At 64.4% G+C, this 19,968-nt stretch carries 20 protein-coding genes; 5 read left to right on the top strand and 15 right to left on the bottom strand.

All coding sequences use genetic code 11. The features are described 5' to 3' along the window. Positions 1–15: 15 nt before the first annotated feature. Genes NUW87_RS00450 through dapB form a run of 4 tightly spaced genes read right to left on the bottom strand, consistent with a single transcriptional unit; the run spans position 16 to position 4,451 of the window. Complete coding sequence (locus NUW87_RS00450; protein WP_272508525.1) at positions 16–2,127, bottom strand: ribonuclease J; 2,112 nt, start codon at positions 2,125–2,127, stop codon at positions 16–18. A 2-nt stretch (positions 2,128–2,129) separates the two neighbouring features. Then, a complete protein-coding gene (gene dapA / locus NUW87_RS00445) occupies positions 2,130–3,038 on the bottom strand; it encodes a 4-hydroxy-tetrahydrodipicolinate synthase (RefSeq protein ID WP_269026802.1) in 909 nt (302 codons plus the stop codon). A 36-nt stretch (positions 3,039–3,074) separates the two neighbouring features. After that, the gene (locus NUW87_RS00440; RefSeq protein WP_269026801.1) at positions 3,075–3,707 is read right to left on the bottom strand and encodes an FAD-dependent thymidylate synthase; all 633 of its coding nucleotides are present in this window, start codon (positions 3,705–3,707) and stop codon (positions 3,075–3,077) included. Further along, positions 3,708–4,451 carry a 4-hydroxy-tetrahydrodipicolinate reductase gene (dapB, locus tag NUW87_RS00435; RefSeq protein WP_269026800.1) on the bottom strand — a complete coding sequence of 248 codons (744 nt, stop codon included), beginning with the start codon at positions 4,449–4,451 and terminating at the stop codon, positions 3,708–3,710. 55 nt (positions 4,452–4,506) lie between these two features. Between dapB and NUW87_RS00430 the strand changes: the two genes are divergently transcribed. Together NUW87_RS00430 and NUW87_RS00425 are read left to right on the top strand one after the other, a co-directional pair. Beyond that, entirely contained in the window at positions 4,507–5,205 is a 699-nt protein-coding gene (locus tag NUW87_RS00430; RefSeq protein ID WP_269026799.1) for an AMIN-like domain-containing (lipo)protein, read from the top strand. Between the two features lie 9 nt (positions 5,206–5,214). After that, complete coding sequence (locus NUW87_RS00425) at positions 5,215–5,475, top strand: hypothetical protein (RefSeq protein WP_269026798.1); 261 nt, start codon at positions 5,215–5,217, stop codon at positions 5,473–5,475. Here the strand turns inward: NUW87_RS00425 and NUW87_RS00420 are convergent. Then, the gene (locus NUW87_RS00420; protein ID WP_269026797.1) at positions 5,472–6,449 is read right to left on the bottom strand and encodes a DUF6114 domain-containing protein; all 978 of its coding nucleotides are present in this window, start codon (positions 6,447–6,449) and stop codon (positions 5,472–5,474) included. The two genes, NUW87_RS00425 and NUW87_RS00420, sit on opposite strands and share 4 nt — an antisense overlap. Next, a complete protein-coding gene (locus NUW87_RS00415) occupies positions 6,439–7,014 on the bottom strand; it encodes a DUF6230 family protein (RefSeq protein WP_239217121.1) in 576 nt (191 codons plus the stop codon). The genes NUW87_RS00420 and NUW87_RS00415 overlap by 11 nt, the downstream gene beginning before the upstream one ends. Positions 7,015–7,117: 103 nt before the next feature. Here NUW87_RS00415 and NUW87_RS00410 point away from each other — a divergent pair, with 103 nt between their 5' ends. Beyond that, complete coding sequence (locus NUW87_RS00410; RefSeq protein WP_269026796.1) at positions 7,118–8,701, top strand: succinic semialdehyde dehydrogenase; 1,584 nt, start codon at positions 7,118–7,120, stop codon at positions 8,699–8,701. Positions 8,702–8,776: 75 nt separating this feature from the next. Here the strand turns inward: NUW87_RS00410 and NUW87_RS00405 are convergent, their stop codons facing one another. Next, positions 8,777–11,065 carry a polyribonucleotide nucleotidyltransferase gene (locus tag NUW87_RS00405; RefSeq protein WP_269026795.1) on the bottom strand — a complete coding sequence of 763 codons (2,289 nt, stop codon included), beginning with the start codon at positions 11,063–11,065 and terminating at the stop codon, positions 8,777–8,779. A gap of 166 nt (positions 11,066–11,231) precedes the next feature. On the opposite strand from NUW87_RS00405, the gene NUW87_RS00400 reads away from it, so the two are divergent. Then, complete coding sequence (locus NUW87_RS00400) at positions 11,232–11,957, top strand: hypothetical protein (RefSeq protein ID WP_239217124.1); 726 nt, start codon at positions 11,232–11,234, stop codon at positions 11,955–11,957. Between the two features lie 285 nt (positions 11,958–12,242). Here NUW87_RS00400 and rpsO read toward each other — a convergent pair whose 3' ends face one another. The 3 genes from rpsO to NUW87_RS00385 all read right to left on the bottom strand — a co-directional run bounded on the left by rpsO (position 12,243) and on the right by NUW87_RS00385 (position 14,543). Next, positions 12,243–12,512 carry a 30S ribosomal protein S15 gene (gene rpsO / locus NUW87_RS00395; protein ID WP_239217125.1) on the bottom strand — a complete coding sequence of 90 codons (270 nt, stop codon included), beginning with the start codon at positions 12,510–12,512 and terminating at the stop codon, positions 12,243–12,245. 103 nt (positions 12,513–12,615) lie between these two features. Further along, complete coding sequence (locus tag NUW87_RS00390; protein WP_269026794.1) at positions 12,616–13,578, bottom strand: nucleoside hydrolase; 963 nt, start codon at positions 13,576–13,578, stop codon at positions 12,616–12,618. After that, positions 13,575–14,543 carry a bifunctional riboflavin kinase/FAD synthetase gene (locus NUW87_RS00385; protein ID WP_269026793.1) on the bottom strand — a complete coding sequence of 323 codons (969 nt, stop codon included), beginning with the start codon at positions 14,541–14,543 and terminating at the stop codon, positions 13,575–13,577. Before NUW87_RS00385 ends, NUW87_RS00390 begins: the two co-directional genes overlap by 4 nt. A 31-nt stretch (positions 14,544–14,574) precedes the next feature. On the opposite strand from NUW87_RS00385, the gene truB reads away from it, so the two are divergent. Next, positions 14,575–15,468 (top strand): tRNA pseudouridine(55) synthase TruB, encoded by an 894-nt coding sequence (gene truB, locus NUW87_RS00380; RefSeq protein WP_269026792.1) that lies wholly within the window; start codon positions 14,575–14,577, stop codon positions 15,466–15,468. 160 nt (positions 15,469–15,628) lie between these two features. On the opposite strand, the gene NUW87_RS00375 is transcribed toward truB, so the two are convergent. From NUW87_RS00375 to rbfA, 5 genes are read right to left on the bottom strand one after another with little or no spacing between them, the layout of a single operon-like run. Further along, complete coding sequence (locus tag NUW87_RS00375) at positions 15,629–16,291, bottom strand: 4'-phosphopantetheinyl transferase family protein (protein WP_269027012.1); 663 nt, start codon at positions 16,289–16,291, stop codon at positions 15,629–15,631. After that, positions 16,291–17,091, bottom strand: a complete 801-nt coding sequence (locus tag NUW87_RS00370) for a metallophosphoesterase family protein (RefSeq protein ID WP_269026791.1) — start codon at positions 17,089–17,091, stop codon at positions 16,291–16,293. Before NUW87_RS00370 ends, NUW87_RS00375 begins: the two co-directional genes overlap by 1 nt. Next, positions 17,088–18,425, bottom strand: a complete 1,338-nt coding sequence (locus tag NUW87_RS00365; RefSeq protein WP_269026790.1) for an MATE family efflux transporter — start codon at positions 18,423–18,425, stop codon at positions 17,088–17,090. Before NUW87_RS00365 ends, NUW87_RS00370 begins: the two co-directional genes overlap by 4 nt. Beyond that, on the bottom strand, positions 18,418–19,419 hold the full coding sequence (locus tag NUW87_RS00360) for a DHH family phosphoesterase (RefSeq protein WP_269026789.1): 1,002 nt from the start codon (positions 19,417–19,419) through the stop codon (positions 18,418–18,420). Before NUW87_RS00360 ends, NUW87_RS00365 begins: the two co-directional genes overlap by 8 nt. Further along, the gene (gene rbfA, locus NUW87_RS00355; protein ID WP_269026788.1) at positions 19,412–19,852 is read right to left on the bottom strand and encodes a 30S ribosome-binding factor RbfA; all 441 of its coding nucleotides are present in this window, start codon (positions 19,850–19,852) and stop codon (positions 19,412–19,414) included. The genes NUW87_RS00360 and rbfA overlap by 8 nt, the downstream gene beginning before the upstream one ends. Positions 19,853–19,968: the final 116 nt, after the last annotated feature.

Raw genomic sequence — 19,968 nt, 5'->3', positions numbered from 1 at the left:
CGTCAAGCAAAATGCTTAGCGGGACTCGCGGGTGGACGCGATCTCGTCCTCGCTTGCGATGTGGTTGTCCGACGACATCGGCACCACAGTCGGCAGAATCACCGGCTGGCGCTTGTAGTTCTGCTCGATCGCGCGGGAGACCTTGCGGCGGATCTGCTGCACCATGCGGAACGGGTCGTTCTCGCCCTCAGCGGCCAGATCGCCCATGACGGCTTCAACGCCCTCGACGACCTTCTTGTTGAAGTCGCGGTCGTCGTCGCTGTAGCCCGTGGTGGACACCTGCGGCGCCTCCAGCAGGCGCCCGGTGCTGTCGTCGATCACGCAGGTAATGGACACGACGCCTCCGGATGCCAGCGAGGTACGGTCCGCCAACACGTCCGGGTCCACGTCGCCCATGGTGGTGCCGTCAACGTAAAGCTGGCCCACCTGGTACTGGCCGGCAACCTTGATGTTGCCCTTGTGCATGTCCACTACCACGCCGTTTTGGGCGAGCGCCGTGTTGTTCGGCTTCACACCAGTGGAGATCGCCAGCTCCTTGTTGGCGCGCATGTGGCGCCACTCGCCGTGCACCGGCATCGCGTTGCGCGGACGCGCCGCGTTGTAGAGCGCGAGCAGCTCGCCGGCATAGCCGTGGCCCGACGCGTGGACGTGCGCCTCGGCGTTGGTGATCACGTTCGCGCCGATCTGCGCGAGGTTGTTGATCACCGCGAACACCGCTTCCTCATTGCCCGGAATGAGCGAGGAGGACAGGATGATCGTGTCGCCGTCGTGGATGGTGATCTGGCGGTGCTCACGGCGGGACATGCGCGACAGCGCAGCCATCGGCTCACCCTGCGTGCCGGTAGTGATCAGCACCGTCTTGTGCGGCGCCATCTTCGCGGCCTCCTCGATCGGGATGATCGTGCCCTTCGGAGCCTTGAGCAGGTTCATCTTCTCCGCGATCTCCATGTTGCGCAGCATGGAGCGGCCGTTGAAGGCGACCTTGCGGTTGTTCGCCACAGCGGCGTTGATAGCCATCTGCACGCGCGCGACGTTGGAAGCGAACGACGCGATGACCACACGCTGGCGGGCGTTGGACACCAGGCGTGTCAGCGTCTCCTCAATACCGGCCTCCGAGGCGGAGATACCCGGGATGGTGGCGTTGGTGGAATCACACATGAACAGGTCGATGCCTTCGTCGCCGAGGCGGGCAAGCGCCGGGATGTCCGTCGGCTTGCCGTCGTACGGCGTCTGGTCCACCTTCACGTCGCCGGTCATGACAACGTGGCCGGCGCCGGTCTTGATGGAGACACCCAGGCACTCCGGGATGGAGTGGTTGACGTGCCAGAAGCGCAGACGGAACGGGCCGACGGTGACCTCGGAATCCTTGTTCACGTCGTTGAGCTTCGGACGCTGGCGGTGCTCCTGTGTCTTCGCCTTAATCAGCGCGTTCGTGAACTTGGACGAGTAGATCGGAATATCGCTGCGCAGCTTGAGCAGCCACGGAATAGCGCCAATGTGGTCCTCGTGGCCGTGCGTGACCACGAGTGCGTCGATTTTGTCCAGCTTGTTTTCAATCGGGCCGAAGTCCGGCAGCACGAGATCCACGCCCGGCTCGTCCGAATTCGGGAACAGCACGCCGCAGTCCACGATGAGCAGGCGGCCGTTGTACTCGAAGACCGTCATGTTGCGGCCAATTTCGGAAATGCCGCCGAGCGCGTAGATACGCAGCGTGTCCTTCGCCGGCTTCGGCGGTGCGGGCAGGCGCTTGGTCAGATCGGCACCCTGCATCGACTTCATCGGGTTGCGGCGGCCGCCACCTTGGCCACCGCCGTTGCCGCCACGGCCACGGCGACGACGGTTGCGGTTGCTGCCGCCACGGTTGTTGCCACCGTTGCCGCCGTCACGGCCGTTGTTTCCACCGTCACGGCCACCACGGTTGTTGCCGCCGTTGCCACCATCGCGGCCGCCACGGCCGTTGCCGCCGTTATTGCCGTTGTTTCCACCGTCGCGCTCAGCTGGCGCGTCGTTGCCGCCGCCGTTCGCCGGGGCGTCGCTCGGTGCCTGGAATACCGGCTGCTGTTCGGTTGCCTCCGGTGGCCCGGCCTTGCGCGTCACCTTGCGTGCGCGGTTGCGGGGTTCATTCATGTTTATAGGACTCCAGCCTGTGTCATTTCTTCGCGGAGCCGCTCAACCTGCTCATCCGTCGCCGAAGCGACCGGCAGGCGCGGGTCTCCTACTTCGATGCCCTGCAGTCGCAGAGCTGCCTTTGCAAATGTCACGCCGCCCAGCGCGCCCTGTTGGCGCGCGAGCACGTTGAGTGTGTTGGCGTTGATTTCCCGTGCGCGGGCGAGATCGCCATTCTCGTATGCAGTCACTAGTTCACGCAGTGCCTTCGGTGCGGCATGCCCCACCACAGAGATCATTCCGGTCGCGCCGACCGCGAGCCACGGCAGGTTCAGGGGATCATCGCCCGAGTACCACGCAAGCCCGGTCTCCTGGATCAGCGTGGACGCTTCAAGGAAGTCGCCCTTTGCGTCCTTCACCGCTTGGATCGTGTCCACTTCCGCAAGCTTGCGGATGGTGCCGGAATCGATCGGAATGCCGGAACGACCGGGGATGTCGTACAGGCAGACAGGAAGATCGGTCGCTTCCGCAACTGCACGGAAGTGCGCCTCCACCCCTGCCTGGGACGGCTTGGAGTAGTACGGCGTGACAACCAGCAGGCCGTCAGCGCCGGCCTCCGCGGCCGATTTCGCCATCGCCACCGCATGGCGGGTGTCGTTGGACCCCGCGCCTGCGATGATGCGGGCTTTGTCCCCTACCTCTTCGCGCACTGCCTTCAGCAGCGCGACCTTCTCTTCGTCGGTGGTTGTCGGGGATTCGCCCGTTGTGCCTGCGAGCACTAGTGCGTCGATTCCTTGTTCTACCAAGTGGGCAGCGAGATCGCGGCCTGCCACAACGTCTAGTTCGCCGTCGGAATCAAACGGCGTGACCATTGCTACGCAGACGGAGCCGAAGATGTCGGCTCCCAGATCAGCTTTAAGAGATGTGCCCATGGCCCAGTAGGATACCTGCCTCCCGGAAGCAATTGCTTATCGACGTTCCCCTTCGGCCAAATCGCCGAAAAGCAGCGGCGCCTCGCGGTGCATGACCTCGAGCACCGCAAGTGCGAGCTGCCGGATCTCTTCGTGCTGGAACCTTCCGTTGTGCGCGGCGATGAATTCGCGCCATGCCCGGTAGGTGCCGGTGGCGACCAACTCAGTCGCAGCGGCGGCAGGCACTAACGCGTCGGCTGCCTCGCGCGAGCGCTTGCTCCTTAAGAGCGCGTTCGGCTCGTCAGCCATCGCCTCCTCCAACGCCTGCAACAGTTCGCCGCGAACAAAATCCGCTTCCTCCACGGCAGCCTCAAACAACCGTGTGAGCTCCTCGTCGGCGGTGATCGCGGCCGGTATCACCGCGCCTTTTGCCGCGCGTTCGCTGACCGCCAGGCCGTGCCCGCGTACCGCTGCGGCCGCGTCGCGCGAGATACCCCGGATATGCAAGGTGGCGCTGGCGTGTTCCAGCATGTGCGCACGCGAATCGGCGAGGTCGTCGGCGTGGCGGCGAAGGAGGGCGGCCGGAGGTTCGTCGCTAAGCAAGGCGTAGGCAACGGCACCCTCCCCTTGGGTGACGCCCTTTGCAACCGGGCCCTGCAGTGCAGTGGCTGCGATGAGTTCAACCTGCATTTACAGCCCGAGGTAGGCGTCGAGGCCGACAGTCAGGCCCGGACGGTTCGCCACCTCGCGTACGCCGGTGAGTACGCCGGGGACGAAGGATTCGCGGCCGTAGGAGTCCTGGCGGATGGTCAGGGACTGCTCGGTGGTGCCGAAGATGACTTCTTCGTGCGCGACCATGCCCTGCATACGCACCGCGTGCACCGGAACACCATCGACGTCGGCGCCGCGCGAGCCGTCCAGCGCCTGCTCGGTGGCGTCCGGCATCTCCGACAGGCCAGCGTCCTTACGCGCATCCGCAATCCCTTGCGCGGTCTTGACCGCCGTGCCGGAAGGCGCGTCCAACTTGTTCGGGTGGTGGAACTCCACGACCTCAGCGGACTCGAAGAACGGCGCCGCCTGGCGGGCGAACGCCATGGTGAGCACGGCGGAAATGGCGAAGTTCGGAGCGATGAGTACTCCGACGCCCTCGTTTGCCGCGCACCAGTCGCGCACCTTCTGGTAGCGCTCGTCGTCGAAGCCGGTGGTGCCCACCACGCAGTGGATGCCGTTATTGATGCAGAACTCCAGGTTGTCCATTACGGCGTTCGGGGTGGTGAAGTCGACGATGACGTCCACGCCTTCGTCCACCAGCACCTGCAGCGAATCGCCAGCACTCACCTTGGCGGCGAGCTGCAGGTCATCAGCCTTTTCCACACCGGCAACAACGGCGGAGCCGACCTTGCCGGTCGCTCCGAGCACTCCAACTTTGATCATGGGTGTCCTTTCTGTTTGTCTCCGGTGGCCATGGTAGCCCCGCTAGGGTGGGGCTATGACACTCCACAGCCGCAAGTTCAGCCCCACCCGCAGCCGAGCTCTTTGTGCAGCGCTCGCAGTGACCGCCCTGGCCGTTGCGGGCTGCGGAGCCGAAACGGGAGACACGGAGCCGTCTGTAGAGCCCGAGACGGGATCAGTGACGACCTCCGCCGCGAGCTCCACTGCACTGGCGTCCACTTCAGCGGCTACAGACAACGCGACAGAGGCGGACACCAAGGACGTTTCCGCAGCGGCGGCCCCGGCAGGCGCACAGTCCGCCACCGCGTTCACCCTGGAGGACACCCACCTGCAGAACCCGGGCCACCCCGAGCTGCAGATCGAAGACGTCCGCGCCGGCTCCCACGAAGGCGTCGACCGCGTCGTGGTGGAGCTTTCCGGCGCCGGCACGCCGAACGTGTTGGCCGGCTACACCGCAGACCCGCGCCAGCAGGCCTCCGGACTTCCGCTTGTGCCCGCCGGCAACGCGTACTTCGAGCTGATTATCCAGGGCGTGCCGTGGTCGATGGGCCTGAGCGAAGCTGACCTAGCTAAGGCCGACCCCGCTGACGTGGCGGCCGGCGGCATCCAGGAGATCGCCGACGGCGGAATCTTCGAAGCGGACGCCCAGTACATCGTGGGCCTTAACGCCCAGCGTCCGTACAACCTGTACCTGTTGGAGAACCCGACCCGCGTGGTCGTGGACTTTCAGAAGTAGGAGGCAACAGTGAGTCTGATTTCCTGGCTTGGACTCGGTTTCGTGGCGCTTCTTGCCATCGGCGGCATCGTGGCCCTGGGCAACACGTCCAAGGAAATCCACGAAAGCGACATGGACGAGGACTCCAAGCGCCGGTGGGGTTTCCTCATGGGGTTTTCTCCCCTGGCCGGGCTGTACGCCTACAAGAGGCGGAATGAACTGTTCGGCCACGGCGAGCGGCCAGCGGATGAGCACAGCGACAATCCGGAGCGCAACCGCGGCTCCCGCTAGTTTCTTATTGCGGTCAGTGTGAACGACGGTGCGCGGAACTGCTGACTATGCAGACTCACAAGCTCTAGGGTTGCGTTGTTGAGCGCTACATGGTCCATGACCATATCCGGCATAGCCACACTTGGCACCGGGCGCGCATCCGGGATGCCGAGCTGCTGGAGGACAGCGCCGAGATCGCCATTTAAATCCACCGTGACGGGCACCGTCGGCACCCCGGCTACCACGGGCGTTGCGGTGATGCCCATTACCTCGATACGCACAGGGCCTCGGGAGAGTCGTGTTTCAACTGGACCTGTTGTCAGGTTCCCAAGCCCCGGAAGCCCCGGCAGGTCCAAAGAGAGGTTCCGCGCAACGAGCTCATCTCCGGTGAGGATGAGCGTGCGCTTCTGCGACCCCCCGATATTTGCCAGACCAACAGTGGCGTGCACGCTGCCCTTCAGCTCCACATGCTCCCCGCGAATCACCGCGGGATTGCCGGGAGGGATAGTTGGACTTTCCTGGGCTATGACCTTTGGTTCGTCGTAAAGCATCGGTGCGCCGACACCTACACCCACTACGACGGCGAGGACGGAGGCTGCGTGCCGGTGTCTTTTCGGCCCGCGCTCCCAACCGATCGCGAGCGCGCCGCCGATAATGCCGAGCAGCGACCCGATAAAAAAGCCGCCGAGGTTCGACGTCGGCACCGCGATGATGGCGACGATGATGCCCAGCACACCCAAATACGTCGCAGCGAACGGCTGCATCCAGGTGCCAATGCCGAACATCATGAGCAGCGCACCGATGAGCAGAGTGGACACGCCGGAGATGGTGGAGATCATCACCAGAAGGTCCGAAATCTGCACCGTGAAGTACGCCGGCGCGACCATGATGATGCCGGAGATGAGCATGAGCAGGCCGCCAGCGAAGGGACGGGTGCTGCGCCACTCACGAAATTTTTCGCGCCAACCACGGTCATCGGCGTGCTTAGCAGGCATTTGATGGATCCCTCTTCACGGAAACGCTCACGCCGGACGCCTTCAGTGTTTGTGCTCCCACCGACGTCGCCCGGATGTGGTCTGCGCTCAACGCCACGGTCCCGGCAGACAGCCCCCAGGCTCCCGGTGCCGCAGCATCGTTGTACCGGCTGGCGTCCACGCCAACAGCCGCATTGCCCAGATCGAGGGAGCCGGAGACATCCGTGGCGCCCACGACCAAATTGCGTGCCTCAACGCTGTCGTTCCCGTTCGACGAAAGACGGAACGTGCTTTCCCCGATCAACGGCACATCTGGCAACGTGGCAGACAAGCAGAGGTTGGACGCGTAAGCGTGCTGGAACTTAAAACGTGCGACGGGCACCTCCTCGTTGGCCATCTGTTCGCCGTCCACGAACACTGAAAGTCCCTCTCCCCTGAGGTGACTCATACTCACGGAGAAAAACGTGCCCGACAGTGCAAGGTTGGCGGCAATGCCTCCCTGCGCGACTGCGACACCGGTCGCTGCAAATGCGGAAAGACCAGCCACAAGGGCCACGGCAGTCTTTTTCACATTAATGCGCCCCATGGATTCACCTTTCCTGCACGGGAACTCGCGGGGCCGTCAAAGCGGAACTCCACTGATAATCCGCCAAACCCTACCACGGCGAATGCAGCCTAAGCTCGTCTCCATGCTCCCCAAACGGCTCAATGAAGCAGCACTGCCAACACCCTTCGTAGAAGAACTGCTCGCACTCACCAGCAACCACACCACCGGTTCGCTCGCCTCCGGAGACTGCACCGTGGTCCGCTCCCCCTTCGTTGAGGACGCCCTCGGCGCTGTCGGCAACGGCACAGAGGCGGATGTGGACGAAGCGTTCCGGATCGCCCGTACTGCGCAAAAGGACTGGGCCGCGAAACCCGTGGCGGACCGCGTGAAGGTCATGGAGCAATTCCACAAGAGTGTTGTTAAACGCCAGGACCTACTGGCGGATTTGGTGCAGCTGGAGACAGGAAAAGACCGCACCGCGGCGTTTGATGAGGTGCTGGACGTGCTCAACAACGCCCGCTACTACGCCAACAACGCAGCCGGTTTTCTGTCCACCAAGCGACGCGCCGGCGCATTTCCGGTAATCACCTCTACCAGGGAGCAGCGCTTCCCCAAGGGCGTGGTGGGCCAGATCAGCCCGTGGAACTACCCGCTCGCGCTTGGAGTCTCCGACGCTATCCCCGCACTGTTGGCTGGTAACGCCGTGGTGGCGAAGCCGGATTCCTCCACCCCGTTTTCTGCCATCATCGCCAAGAAGTTACTCACAAACGCGGGCTTGCCGAATGATCTGTTCCAAATTGTCACTGGTTCCGGCAAGGTTGTCGGCCAGGCAATCGCCCAGCAGTGTGACTACCTCATGTTCACCGGTTCCACCGCCACCGGCAAGTTGCTTGGCAAGGTTGTCGGCGAACGCCTCGTGGGGTATTCCGCCGAGCTTGGCGGCAAAAACCCGATGATCATCGCGCCCGATGCCGACATCGAAGCCCACATCGACACGATTGCCACAGCCTGTTTCTCCAATTCCGGCCAGCTGTGTGTCTCCATCGAGCGCATCTACGTGCCTGACGAGGTCTTCGACCGCTTCATCGGCGCGTTCAGCGAGGCCACCAAACGCATCAAGCTGGGTTCAGGCCTGAACTGGAACTACCAGATGGGTTCGCTGATCAATCAGAACCAATTGGACACCGTGCAACGGTTCGTCGACGATGCAGTGTCGAAAGGCGCGAACGTCATCACCGGTGGCAAGGCCCGCCCTGACCTTGGGCCGTTCTTCTTCGAGCCGACGGTGCTCACAGACGTCAGCGAGGACGCCGACCTGCTCACCCAGGAAGTCTTCGGACCCGTCGTCTACGTCCAGCGCGTGGCGGACACCGACGAGGCGATCAGCTTGGCCAACAACACCAGCTATGGCCTCAACGCCTCCGTGTTCGGTGCTCCGGATACGGCATGGGAGATCGCCGAGCAACTCCAAGCAGGCGGCGTGACCATTAACGACGGCTACGCAGCCACCTGGGCATCCGTGTCCACCCCGCTCGGCGGCGTGAAGGAGTCGGGTGTGGCCCGCCGCCACGGACCGGAGGGTCTGACCAAGTACACCGAAGTCAAAAACATCTCCCAGCAGCGGATCATGCCTATGCGCGGCCCCAAACAGATGCCGCGCAAGTACTACGGCGAGCTCATGACCACTGCGCTGGACCTGGGCAAGAAGTTGCGGTTCTTGCCGTGACGTGAAACGTCGATAAGCAAGAAAGCGGGCGCCCTCACCTCGAGAGCGCCCGCTTTTCGACGATTACCTGCCGGTTTACTCGCCGTCCTCGACCGGGACCAACGAGATCTTGCCGCGGTTGTCGATGTCGCGGATCTCCACCTCGACCTTGTCGCCGACGTTGATGACGTCCTCGACGTTTTCCACGCGGGTGTTGCCGCCCAGGTTAGAGATGTGGATCAGGCCGTCGGTGCCCGGCATGATGGACACGAACGCGCCAAACGCCACGGTCTTGACCACGGTGCCGAGGTAACGCTCGCCCACCTTCGGCATCTGCGGGTTGGCAATCGCGTTGATCTTCTCGATCGCGGCGTCCGCTGCCTCGCCGGATGCGGCGGAGACGAACACGGTGCCGTCGTCCTCGATGGAGATCTCGGCGCCGGTGTCCTCGGTGATCTGGTTGATGGTCTTGCCCTTCGGGCCGATGACCTCGCCGATCTTGGCCACGGGGACCTTCACGGTGGTGATCTTCGGCGCGAGCGAGTTCATCTCGTCCGGGCCCTCAATGACCTCCGCCATGGTGTCCAGGATGGCGTCGCGCGCGTCGCGTGCCTGGTTCAGGGCGTCTGCCAGCACCTTCGACGGGATGCCGTCGAGCTTGGTGTCCAGCTGCAACGCGGTGATGAACTCGCGGGTGCCGGCAACCTTGAAGTCCATGTCGCCGAACGCGTCCTCCGCACCGAGGATGTCGGTCAGCGCGACGTACTCGGTTTCACCGTTAATCTCACCGGAGACCAGGCCCATGGCGATGCCGGCCACCGGGGCGGCCAGCGGCACACCCGCGTTGTACAGCGACAGCGTGGAGGCGCACACCGAGCCCATGGAGGTCGAGCCGTTGGAGCCCAGCGCTTCGGAGACCTGGCGGATGGTGTACGGGAAGTCCTCGCGCGACGGGATCACCGGCAGCAGCGCGCGCTCCGCAAGTGCACCGTGGCCGATCTCGCGGCGCTTCGGGGAGCCGACGCGGCCGGTCTCGCCGGTGGAGTACGGCGGGAAGTTGTAGTGGTGGATGTAGCGCTTGGAGTCCTCCGGGTGCAAGGAATCCAGGTGCTGCTCCATCTTCAGCATGTCCAGGGTAGTCACGCCCAGGATCTGGGTCTCGCCGCGCTCGAACAGGGCGGAGCCGTGGGCGCGCGGGATGAGCTCGACCTCGACCTCGAGGTCGCGGATGTCGGTCACGCCGCGGCCGTCGATGCGGAAGCCCTCGCCGAGGATCTTCTCGCGCACGATCTGCTTCATCAGCGCGTTGTAGGCCGCGCGGATCTCCTTCGACACCGCCGCGTACTCCTCGCGGTCATCGTCGTCGATGTCGAAGTCGTCGAGGAGGCTGTCCTCGATGTCTTCCATGTACTCGTTGGTGGCTTCGTCGCGCTCGGCCTTGCCCTTGATAGTCAGCAGCTTCGCCAGCTTCTTGGACGCCTTCTTCTCCACGGCGTTGAAGACCTTCTCGGAGTACGCCGGGAAGAGCGGGAACTCCTTGGTCTCCTTGGCCATCTCGTCGGCCAGGCCGCGCTGCGCGCGGCACAGCGTCTCAATGAACGGCTTGGCGGCCTCGATGCCCTCGGCGACGGTGGACTCGGTCGGTGCCGGGTAGCCAGCCTCGATCTGCTTGACCACGTTCACGCCGGCGCCAGCCTCCACCATCATGATGGCGACGTCTTCTTCGGTCTTGCGGCCGCGCTTGCGCTCGACCATGCGGCCGGCGACAACCATCTCGAACAGGCAGCGCTCGTGCTGCTCGTGGTTCGGGAAGGCCACCCACTGGCCCTCCGGGTGCTTGTCGTCTGCCAGCAGCGCCATGCGCACGCCGCCGACCGGGCCGGAAACCGGCAGGCCGGACAGCTGGGTCGCGGCGGATGCGCCGTTGATGGCAACAACGTCGTAGTACTCCTCCGGGTGCTGCGACATCACGGTGATGACAACCTGCACCTCGTTGCGCAGACCCTTGACAAAGGTCGGGCGCAGCGGGCGGTCAATCAGACGGCAAGCCAAGATCGCCTGGGTGGAGGGACGGCCCTCGCGGCGGAAGAAGGAACCCGGGATCTTGCCGGCGGCGTACATGCGCTCTTCCACGTCCACAGTCAGCGGGAAGAAGTCGAAGCCCTCGCGCGGCTGGTTGGATGCGGTGGTGGTGGCCAGCATCATCGTCTCGTCGTCGAGGTAGGTGGTCACGGAGCCGTCCGCCTGGCGTGCCAGCTGCCCCGTCTCAAAACGAATGGTGCGCGAGCCGAAGTCGCCGTTGTCCAGGGTGGCTACGGCCTCGGTGATGCCGAACTCCTCGTCCACGTGGACGTCGTACGAGTTCTTTGGCCTGAATTTACTCAAAAGGATCCCTCTCCTTGAAGGTTCGTGGCGATCATCGGTGCCGCCTTGTCGTGTTTCTCATGCAACGGCCAATGATGATAACAAAAAATCGGCGCTGATCACGCCGAACCCAAAAAGAACCGCCACTCCCGGACATGTGTCATATGTCACGACTACTGTGGCGCTCATGAGAACCCCACAACAACTCGCCACGATCGCCGTCACGCTCACTGCGCTGTCCGTCGCCGCCTGCTCTGCCGATTCCAGCTCCGAGCCCGCCTCCGACGCTTCCGCTGAGGAAGTTACCGTCGCTGAAGAGACCACGAGCGAAGCCGACACCAGCTCATCCGAGCAGGCCACTTCCTCTTCGTCTGCCTCTTCGTCTGCAAGCACCAGCAGCGCAAGCGACGCCGAGGACTACAACGACTACGACGGGATCAAGACCAAAGACTTTTTCGGTGCCCTGGAAATGGTCGAAGGCATGGAGGCCGCCGAGGTCGAAGCGGATCCGAAGAACCTTCGTGCCAGCGCCGAGCTCTACAACGAAGACCAGTCCCTCCGGGCGGATGTCTACATCTTCATGCCGCAGCCGGATGGCCGCCCCACGCCCGTGACGTCCCACTCGGACCAGTTCATGAAAGACATGCATGCAAACGACCTCGAAGCCTTCAAGGAGGAAAGCGGGTCCGTCACTGAGCGGGAAATTTCTACGAAGAACTTGGAATGGAAGTGCATCGACGGGGAGGGTACACAGGACGACGGCAAAATCGACCACGCCGTCTGCCTCGCCCCGTTTGCCGGCCGCGTTGTCGACGCCCAGCGCCTCGTCCTGCACGAGGAACGCGACCAGGACGACAAACAGCTGGAAGTGGTGCTGGAGAAGATCGACGCGGCGCTTTCGACCCTAAAGTAGCCGGCGATCACGGCGGGGGCTTGTTCAAGATACAGCTCGGGGAGGGCTCGGCCGACCGCCCCGGCGGCCCCGTGCGGATTTGTTCACCGCAACGCCGCGAATCAGTGAATTTGTTGCCGCGTATCTGCCGAATTGTTCACTCTGCCCAGGTCGGGTCTTCGAATGGTGCGGGATCATTCATCGCAAAGTGAATAAATCTGCACCGGGCCTCCAACGAGGCCCCAGCGCAACGTCGCACAAAAAACGCCCCACCACGTTGGGTGAGGCGTGTTTCCAGGCGCGTGATTAACGACGCAGACCCAGGCGACCGATCAGGTCACGGTAGCGTTCGACGTTGTTCTCGCGCAGGTACTTCAGCAGACCGCGACGACGGCCGACGAGCAGCAGCAGGCCACGACGGGAGTGGTGGTCGTGCTGGTGGTGCTTGAGGTGCTCGGTCAGGTTGTTGATGCGCTCGGTGAGCAGCGCAACCTGCGCCTCCGGAGAGCCGGTGTCGGTCTCGTGCAGGCCGTAGTTCTTGAGGATCTCGCTCTTCTTCTCAGTGGACAACGCCATGAGGTACTCCTTGGTTGTTTCAGTTCGCGTTCTACGGAAAAAGTCTTTACTGCGCCGCGACTGCCGCGAACCACAGTCGGGTGGCGCAAGACCTCGCAAGAGGTTACACGACCGGGGTTGCCTGAGCCAAAACGCTCAACCGGTGCATGAACTCCTGCAAAAATCCCGCAGTGTCCACTCGCACGGCCACTGCGGCGTGCTTGTCTGGGTCGTTGAGTCGGGCCTCGTCGCCGATGGTGCGTCCGCGCGTTTCGCCTTCCGTGTCCACCTTCATGTTGATGCCCAGGGTGTCCACCAGGCCTGGGTTGATCGCCACCGCTACCGCCAGCGGGTCGTGCAGACCGCAACCACCCAGGTGCGGTGAGGTGGTCTTGTATGCGTCGATGTAGTAGTTCGTGATGTCCGCCAAGAACGCGCCACCGGCTGTGCCCAGCTCGGCCCACTTCGCGGTCTCCGCAGTAGTCAGCAGCGTCTGGAGGGTCACATCCAGGCCGATCATGGTGACGTTGCGCAGGCTGCGGAACATCAAGTCGGTCGCCTCCGGGTCCTGGTGGATGTTCGCCTCCGACCACGCCGTGACGTTGCCCGGCACGGTCAGCGCACCGCCCATCATGACAATCTGCGCGCCGTCGCGGAACACGTTGGACGCCTCGATCGCGGCGGCGATTGTGGTGGACGGGCCGGTGGGCACGATCACCAGTTCGTCGCCGTACTTCTGCACCGAATCAACCAGAAAATCCACCGCGGAAGTCTCCTCCACCTGGCGGGCGGCATCCGGGATCTCAACCTCGCCGATGCCGTTTTGGCCGTGGATAAACGCGGAGATCTCCTGGACTTCAAACGAGTCCTTGGCACGTGCGTGACCTGGGCCTTCGAACACTGGCACGTCAGTGCGGCCGAACAGCTCCAGAATTGCCAGGGTGTTGCGCACGGATTGCTCCACCACGACGTTGCCGTAGGTGCAGGTCACCCCGATAAGTTCCACTTCCGGCGAAGCGAGCGCGTACGCGAGAGCCAGGGCATCGTCGATGCCGGTGTCCAAATCCAGGATCAGTTTGGTGGTCATGCCCCGAGAATATCGCGGGTGCGGGAAACGTCGCGGGACATGTGCTCCAAAAGCTCGTCCACGGAGTTGAACTTGAGCATGTCGCGGACCTTTTCCACGAATTCCACGCGCGCCATGCGCCCGTACAAGTCGGCGTCGCGGTCCAGCACAAAGGACTCCACGCTGCGTCGCGCGTCGCCGAACGTGGGGTTGGTGCCCACGGAAATCGCCGCCGGGTAGCGCACGCCGGGTTCCATGTCACCGTCGATGTCGCCGTCGTCGATGATGGTCAGCCAGCCGGCGTACACGCCGTCCGCGGGCACTGCGGAGGTGTCGGAGGCGTACTGGTTCGCCGTGGGGTAGCCCAGCTCCCTGCCGCCGCGGCCCGCGCCGCGCTCAATCGGCGCGATGACGGAAAACGGCCGGCCCATGAAGTCTGTGGCCAGGGCGACGTCGCCGCCGGAAAGATGGTCGCGGATGGCAGTGGAACAAATCCGCACTTCGCCCTCGCCCAGCAGTTTGACGATGGTCACGTCCACACCCGCCCGCTCCCCGAGCTGCGCCATGTCGGTGGCGGTGCCAGCGGCGTCGCGGCCGAAGGTGAAGTTCTCCCCCACCAGCACGTGCTTCGCGCCCAGGGTGGAAACCAACACGTCGTCCATGTACTCCGCAGGCGTCAGTCCGGCGAGTTCTTCACGGAAATCGATGACCACGAGCTCGTCTACGCCCAGGTCGGCGATGTGGCGGGCGCGCTCGTCGAGAGGCATCAGCGCTCGCGGCGCGCGCTCCGGAGCGAAAATGGTCACGGGGTGCGGGTCGAAGGTCATCACAACGCACGGCACGCCGAGTTCGCGAGCGGTGTCCACCGCTTTGGAAATGAGCAGCTGGTGGCCCCGGTGCACTCCGTCGAACACACCGATAGTGACTACCGTGCCGGTTTCCGCGAAGGAATCCGGCACACTCGAAAGCCCGCGCAGAATATCCACGGGGACTTAGGGTACGGCATAATCGCGAGACATGAACGATCCCCTCGCCACTTCCGGAATCGTCGTCGTGGACAAGCCCGCCGGCATGACCAGCCACGACGTTGTCGCACGCCTGCGCCGCTACTTCGGCACCCGCAAAGTCGGCCACGCGGGCACGCTCGACCCCATGGCAACCGGTGTGCTGGTGGCGGGCATCGAGCGCGGCACGAAGCTTCTGGCCCATCTCGTGGCCGAGGACAAGGTGTACGAAACCACCATCCGCCTGGGCGCGTCGACGACAACGGATGATGCCGAAGGCGAAACCGTCGATACGCATGGCGCTTCCGGAGTCACAGATGAGGCGATCCGCGCTGAGGTGGCCAAGCTGACCGGCACGATCATGCAGGTGCCGTCGAAGGTGTCCGCGATCAAGATCGACGGGCGGCGCGCGCATGAGCTCGTGCGCGCCGGCGAGAAGGTGGACATCCCCGCGCGCGAGGTGACCATCCACTCCTTCGACCTCGGCGAGATCCGCCGCGACGGCGAGTTCGTGGACGTCGATGCGCGCGTGCACTGCTCTTCCGGCACCTACATCCGCTCGCTGGGGCGTGACCTGGGTGCGGCCTTAGGTGTCGGGGGGCATTTGATTGCCTTACGACGCTCCCGTGTCGGCGCATTCTCCCTCACCGATGCACGCACCCTGGAGCAGCTCGAGAACTCCGCCGAGCTGTCCCTGAGCCTGGACGACGCCTTGATTCGCGTGTGGCCGGTCCTCAACGTGACGGCAGACGAGTACGACGCCCTGGCCATGGGCAAGTGGCTGGAGCCGCGCGGGCTCAAGGGCGTCCACGCGGCGGTGGGGCCGGATGGGCGCGCGGTGGCGCTTGTGAAGGAGAAGGGCAAGCGACTGGCCACGGTGTTCGTCGCACGCCCCTCGACGCTGTAGGGGCCCGCGTTCGCTGCCCTGTCCTGCCCCGCCCTGCCCTGCCCTCGGTGCACAAACCCTGGGATCGAGAGCCTGGGTTCGCGCAAAATTCGGCAGATCCCTGGGTCTAGATCCCAGGGTTTGCGGAGGAGGTGTCAGCCCTCGATCCTGTACACGGGCGCTACCGCACGTAGGTGGCGGTGACCACGTAGTTGCAGCGCTCGATCCAGCGGCCCTCGAACAGCGGCACTGGGGCGGGCCGCGCCAGCAGCTGGGAGGTGAAGGACCCGTCGGTGCGCAGCTCGATTTCGGCTTCGTCGAAGTCCAACCAGCGCCTGGTCATCGGATACCAGCACTTGTAGGTGGCTTCCTTGGCACAAAACAGCAGCCGATCCGCCCAGGTGTAGCCGTCCGCCTGCAGTCTTTGCACCATCGCTATCTCGGTTTCGCTGGCGATGGAGCGCAGCACCCCGTCCGGAAGCGGCTCTGCCGGCTCCGCGTCCAGGCCCATGGAGTGCACGTGGCGGGTGGAGGCGGCCACGGCCGCGCGGAGCCCGTCGGTATGCGTGAGGGAGCCGGTGAACCCCTCGGGCCACAGCGGCATGCCCCTTTCCCCTCGCAGGATGGCCCCGGCTGATTCCATGCCGAGTTCACGCAGCGCCTGGTGCGCGCACCAGCGGGCGTCGCCGAACTCGCCTTTGCGCACGTCCACGGCGGCGCTGACCTCGTTACGCTCGTCGGGGTGTAGGTCCTCGTAGCGGGTCAGGTCGACGGTGTCGGTCGCGTCGTCGGTGAGGTAAAACACGCAGCGTGCTTCGGGAGGGAACAGCGCAACGTCTTGCATCACTGCTCAACCTCCATGACCGGGTACGGGAACGGCTGCGCAGACGGGTGTTGCTCCCATTCGCGCGGATAGCCGAGAGACGCTTCGATGTGCTCTATTCCGTCGACAGTTGTCACCCCCGGCATGTGCAGGTGACCGTACACGACGGCCTTCGCGTTGTAGCGCTGGGCCCAGGTTCGCGTGTGCCGGGTGCCGCACCACAGGGCGATGTCGGACCACTGCATGCGCTGCACCGGCTCCTGCACCAGCGGCCAGTGGTTGATCAGGATTGTGGGGCCGTTGATGCGGGAGAGCCGCTTGGTGGTGTACGCCAGCCGGTCCCAGCACCAGGCGCGGATGTCCACGAAGGGGGCAATGGCGACCTCGTCGGTCATCACCACGTTGTTCTCGTGCGCGGCAGCGAGCGCCTCTTCCACGGTGAGGTTGCGGGCGCGGAACGAATAATCGTAGAGGGTAAACAGCGGGCAGATGGTCACCCCGCCGAAAACCGGGTAGCGGTCCTCGGGAGTGATCACGCCGATCGCTCGCATGGCCTGCACCAGCATCGTGTATTTCTCACGGCCCCGGTGCCTGTCCGCCGAGCGGCAGAACAGCTCGTGGTTGCCCGGCACCCACACCACGGTGTCGAAGCGTTTGGCCAAACTTTCCATCACTTGGATGATCAGCTCAGGGCGCTCGGCGACGTCGCCCGCCACGATGAGCCAGTCCGACGGGTCGGCCGGCTGGATTGCGTCGATCTTCGGGCCGTTGCGCTTCACCGCCGCGTGCAGGTCGCTGACGGCCCAGAGCGTGGTGGTCATTCCTCTTTCTTACCATCTACGCCAGACACGGCCCACCGCATTGAGCGGAACCTCCACACCACGCCAACTAATCGCGTGGTTACCTGAGCGAGTTGCCCGACCCAGATGCCGGTGAGGCCCCAGCCAAACACCCCGGCGGCCAGGATGATCGGCAGCGCCACCGCCAGCAGCGAAAACAGTGTGAGGTTGCGCAGGAACGCGGCGTCAGCGGCACCAAGCAGCACGCCGTCGAGGGCGAAGACAGCCCCGCCGACCAGGATCATGCCGATAAGCAGTAACCAGGGCACCCGCAGCGTATGCACGACCTCCGGGTCCGCCGTAAAGATACTCTGGATCGGCACCGCGAATATTGCGAACACGGCGGACAGCGCCACCGCGAAGATCATGGAGTACTTCAGAGCCTGCAGCCCCACGGCGCGGGCCTGCTGCGCGCCCCCGCGCCCCAGCGCGGAGCCGGTGAGCGTTTGCGCCGCGATCGCCAACGAGTCCAGCACGAGGGTGAGGAAGTTCCACAGCTGCAGCATCAACTGGTGCGCCGCCAGCGCCACCACTCCGATCCGGCCCGCGACCGCCGCGGCAGCCAGGAGCGAGACCTGGAATGACAGCGAGCGCAAGATCAGGTCCCGGCCCAGCACGAGTTGGCGTTTGATCACGCTCCAGCGCGGCGCCCAGCTCCCGTCGTACCTGGCGTTTTCGCGCGCCAGCACCACCACGAACAGCACGGCGGTGATCCCCATGCCGATCACGTTGGCAATCGCGGAACCGACCAGGCCGTAACGCCCCACCAAAATCGGCAGCAGGATCGCTCCCGGGATCAGCCCGCATAGCGTCAGGTAAAACGGCAGCTTCGTGTTTTGCACGCCGCGCATCCAGCCGTTGCCGGCCATGATCGCAAGCGTTAACGGCACGGCGAAAACCGACACGCGCATCCACTGGGCGGCCCGCACGCTGGTCTCATAGTCGTTGGCGAGCGCCTCGGCGAGGGGTTGCGCGAACAGCCCGACAATAATCGCCAGCAGCGTGCCGACGCCTAGCGCCACCCACGTGGCCTGCACCCCCTCCGCCACTGCTTTGTCTCGTTGGCCGGCGCCGAAAAAGCGCGAGCTGCGCGCAGTGGTGCCGTAGGACAAAAACGTCAGCTGGGTGGTCACCGTGGACTGGATCGCCGCGCCGGCCGCAAGTGCGGCCAGCTGCGCGGTGCCGAGCCTGCCCACCACTGCAGTGTCGAGCAGCAGGTAGAGCGGGTTGGCGGCTAAGACGCCGAGCGCTGGCAGGGCGAGCATCAGGATCTCGCGGCCCATGGAACGTTGCTTTGCTGGTTGCCAGTTAGTCATCAGTTGCTTGCGGCTCCGGGAACGCGTCGAGAAGCTTGCGGATCACCTCGTTGCGGCTGCCGGTGGCGGAATATCCGGCGGCTGCCCAGTGGCCGCCGCCGCCCAGCTGTTTCGCCACGGCGGAGACATCCACCACAACCGAGCGCAGCGACATAGCCCATTGTTTCTTCGCCTGCTCCTTGAGCACCACGCCGACATCCGTGCCTTCCAGCGAACGGGAGTAATCGATAATCGACTCAACCGCCGTCTGGCTCATGCGCGAGTGGATGCCGACCGGGATCGTCAGCACGGCCACGGACAGGCCCTTCGTGGGCACAATATGGGTGTTCGCCAGCACCTCGCCCATCAGCTGCAAATCCACGGGCCCCATCGTGTCCATCAGGTCGAGCGCGATCTGACGGGTGTCCAACCCGTACTCCATGAGCTCAGCGGCGAAGGCGTGCATACGCGGTGTGCCCCAGCGGAAGCTCCCCGTATCCGTGACCAAACCGGCGTAGAGGCCGTAAGCAATGTCCGGGTCCAGCTCGACGTCGAGGCGGCCCAGCAGCTCGCGGACCATCACCGTGGTGGATTCGCTCTCCACAATCAGGTTCATCCCGCCGAAGCCGGGGTTGGTGTTGTGGTGGTCGATCACGATGACCCGCGAGGGGTCCTCCATAATCGCCGGCATGAGCGAGCCGGTGCGGTCCGCGGACGCGCAGTCCACGGTGACCACGAGGCCGTCGTCAGGCAGCGGCGCTCCGTACTGGATACGGTCCACGCCCGGGATGGTGCGCATGTTCGCCGAGTGCGGGAGAGGCTGGCCGATGTAGACCTCCACGTCCTTCCCCAGTTTCTCCAGGCCGAACGCCAGCGCGCAGGCGGAGCCGATCGCGTCCGCGTCCGGCTTGATGTGCGCAACCACCAAAATCTTCTCTGCCGCGCGCACACGGGAGGCGGCGGCCTCGAACTGCGCCGCCGCCTCCGGGAGGTATACCGGTGCCTGCCTAGACATCGTCACCTGTGCGCTTGTAGGGGTCACTCTCGCCCGCCGGCTTCGCGTTCGCGCGCAGCTTTGCCAGTTCCTCGTCTCGGGCGCGGGCCCGGCTGAGCAACTCCTCCATGTGCGCGGAGGACTCCGGCACAGTGTCGCGCTCGAAGGAAATGGTCGGAGTGAAGCGCACGCTGAGCTGATCGCCCACGATCTTGCGGATCTGGCCGCGGGCGCGGTGCAGCGCCTCGGCGGCCTGGTCGTAATCCGGCTCGTCGTCGATGTTGCGGCCGCGCACCGTGTAGTAGATGGTTGCGTCGTGCAGGTCGCCGGTGACGCGGGTGTCGGTGACGGTGACCAGCTCCAAGCGTGGATCCTTCACTTCCCGCTCGATGGCGGATGCGACGATCGTTTGAATCTGCTTTGCCAGGCGCTGTGCGCGAGGGTTGTCAGCCATGCTCAACTCCTTTGTCCGAAACTTTCAATAGTGTAACCCCCGCCCTGCGCAGGTTCGCGCGGAGCGGGGGTTGGCGTCGATAAGCAATTGCTTTACGACGGTGACGGCGCTGCAGT

The sequence above is a fragment of the Corynebacterium pilbarense genome (assembly GCF_026930265.1).
Taxonomy (GTDB): domain Bacteria; phylum Actinomycetota; class Actinomycetes; order Mycobacteriales; family Mycobacteriaceae; genus Corynebacterium; species Corynebacterium pilbarense.
Note: the sequence above shows the minus strand (reverse complement) of the source record. Positions and strands in the feature narration are given on the sequence as shown.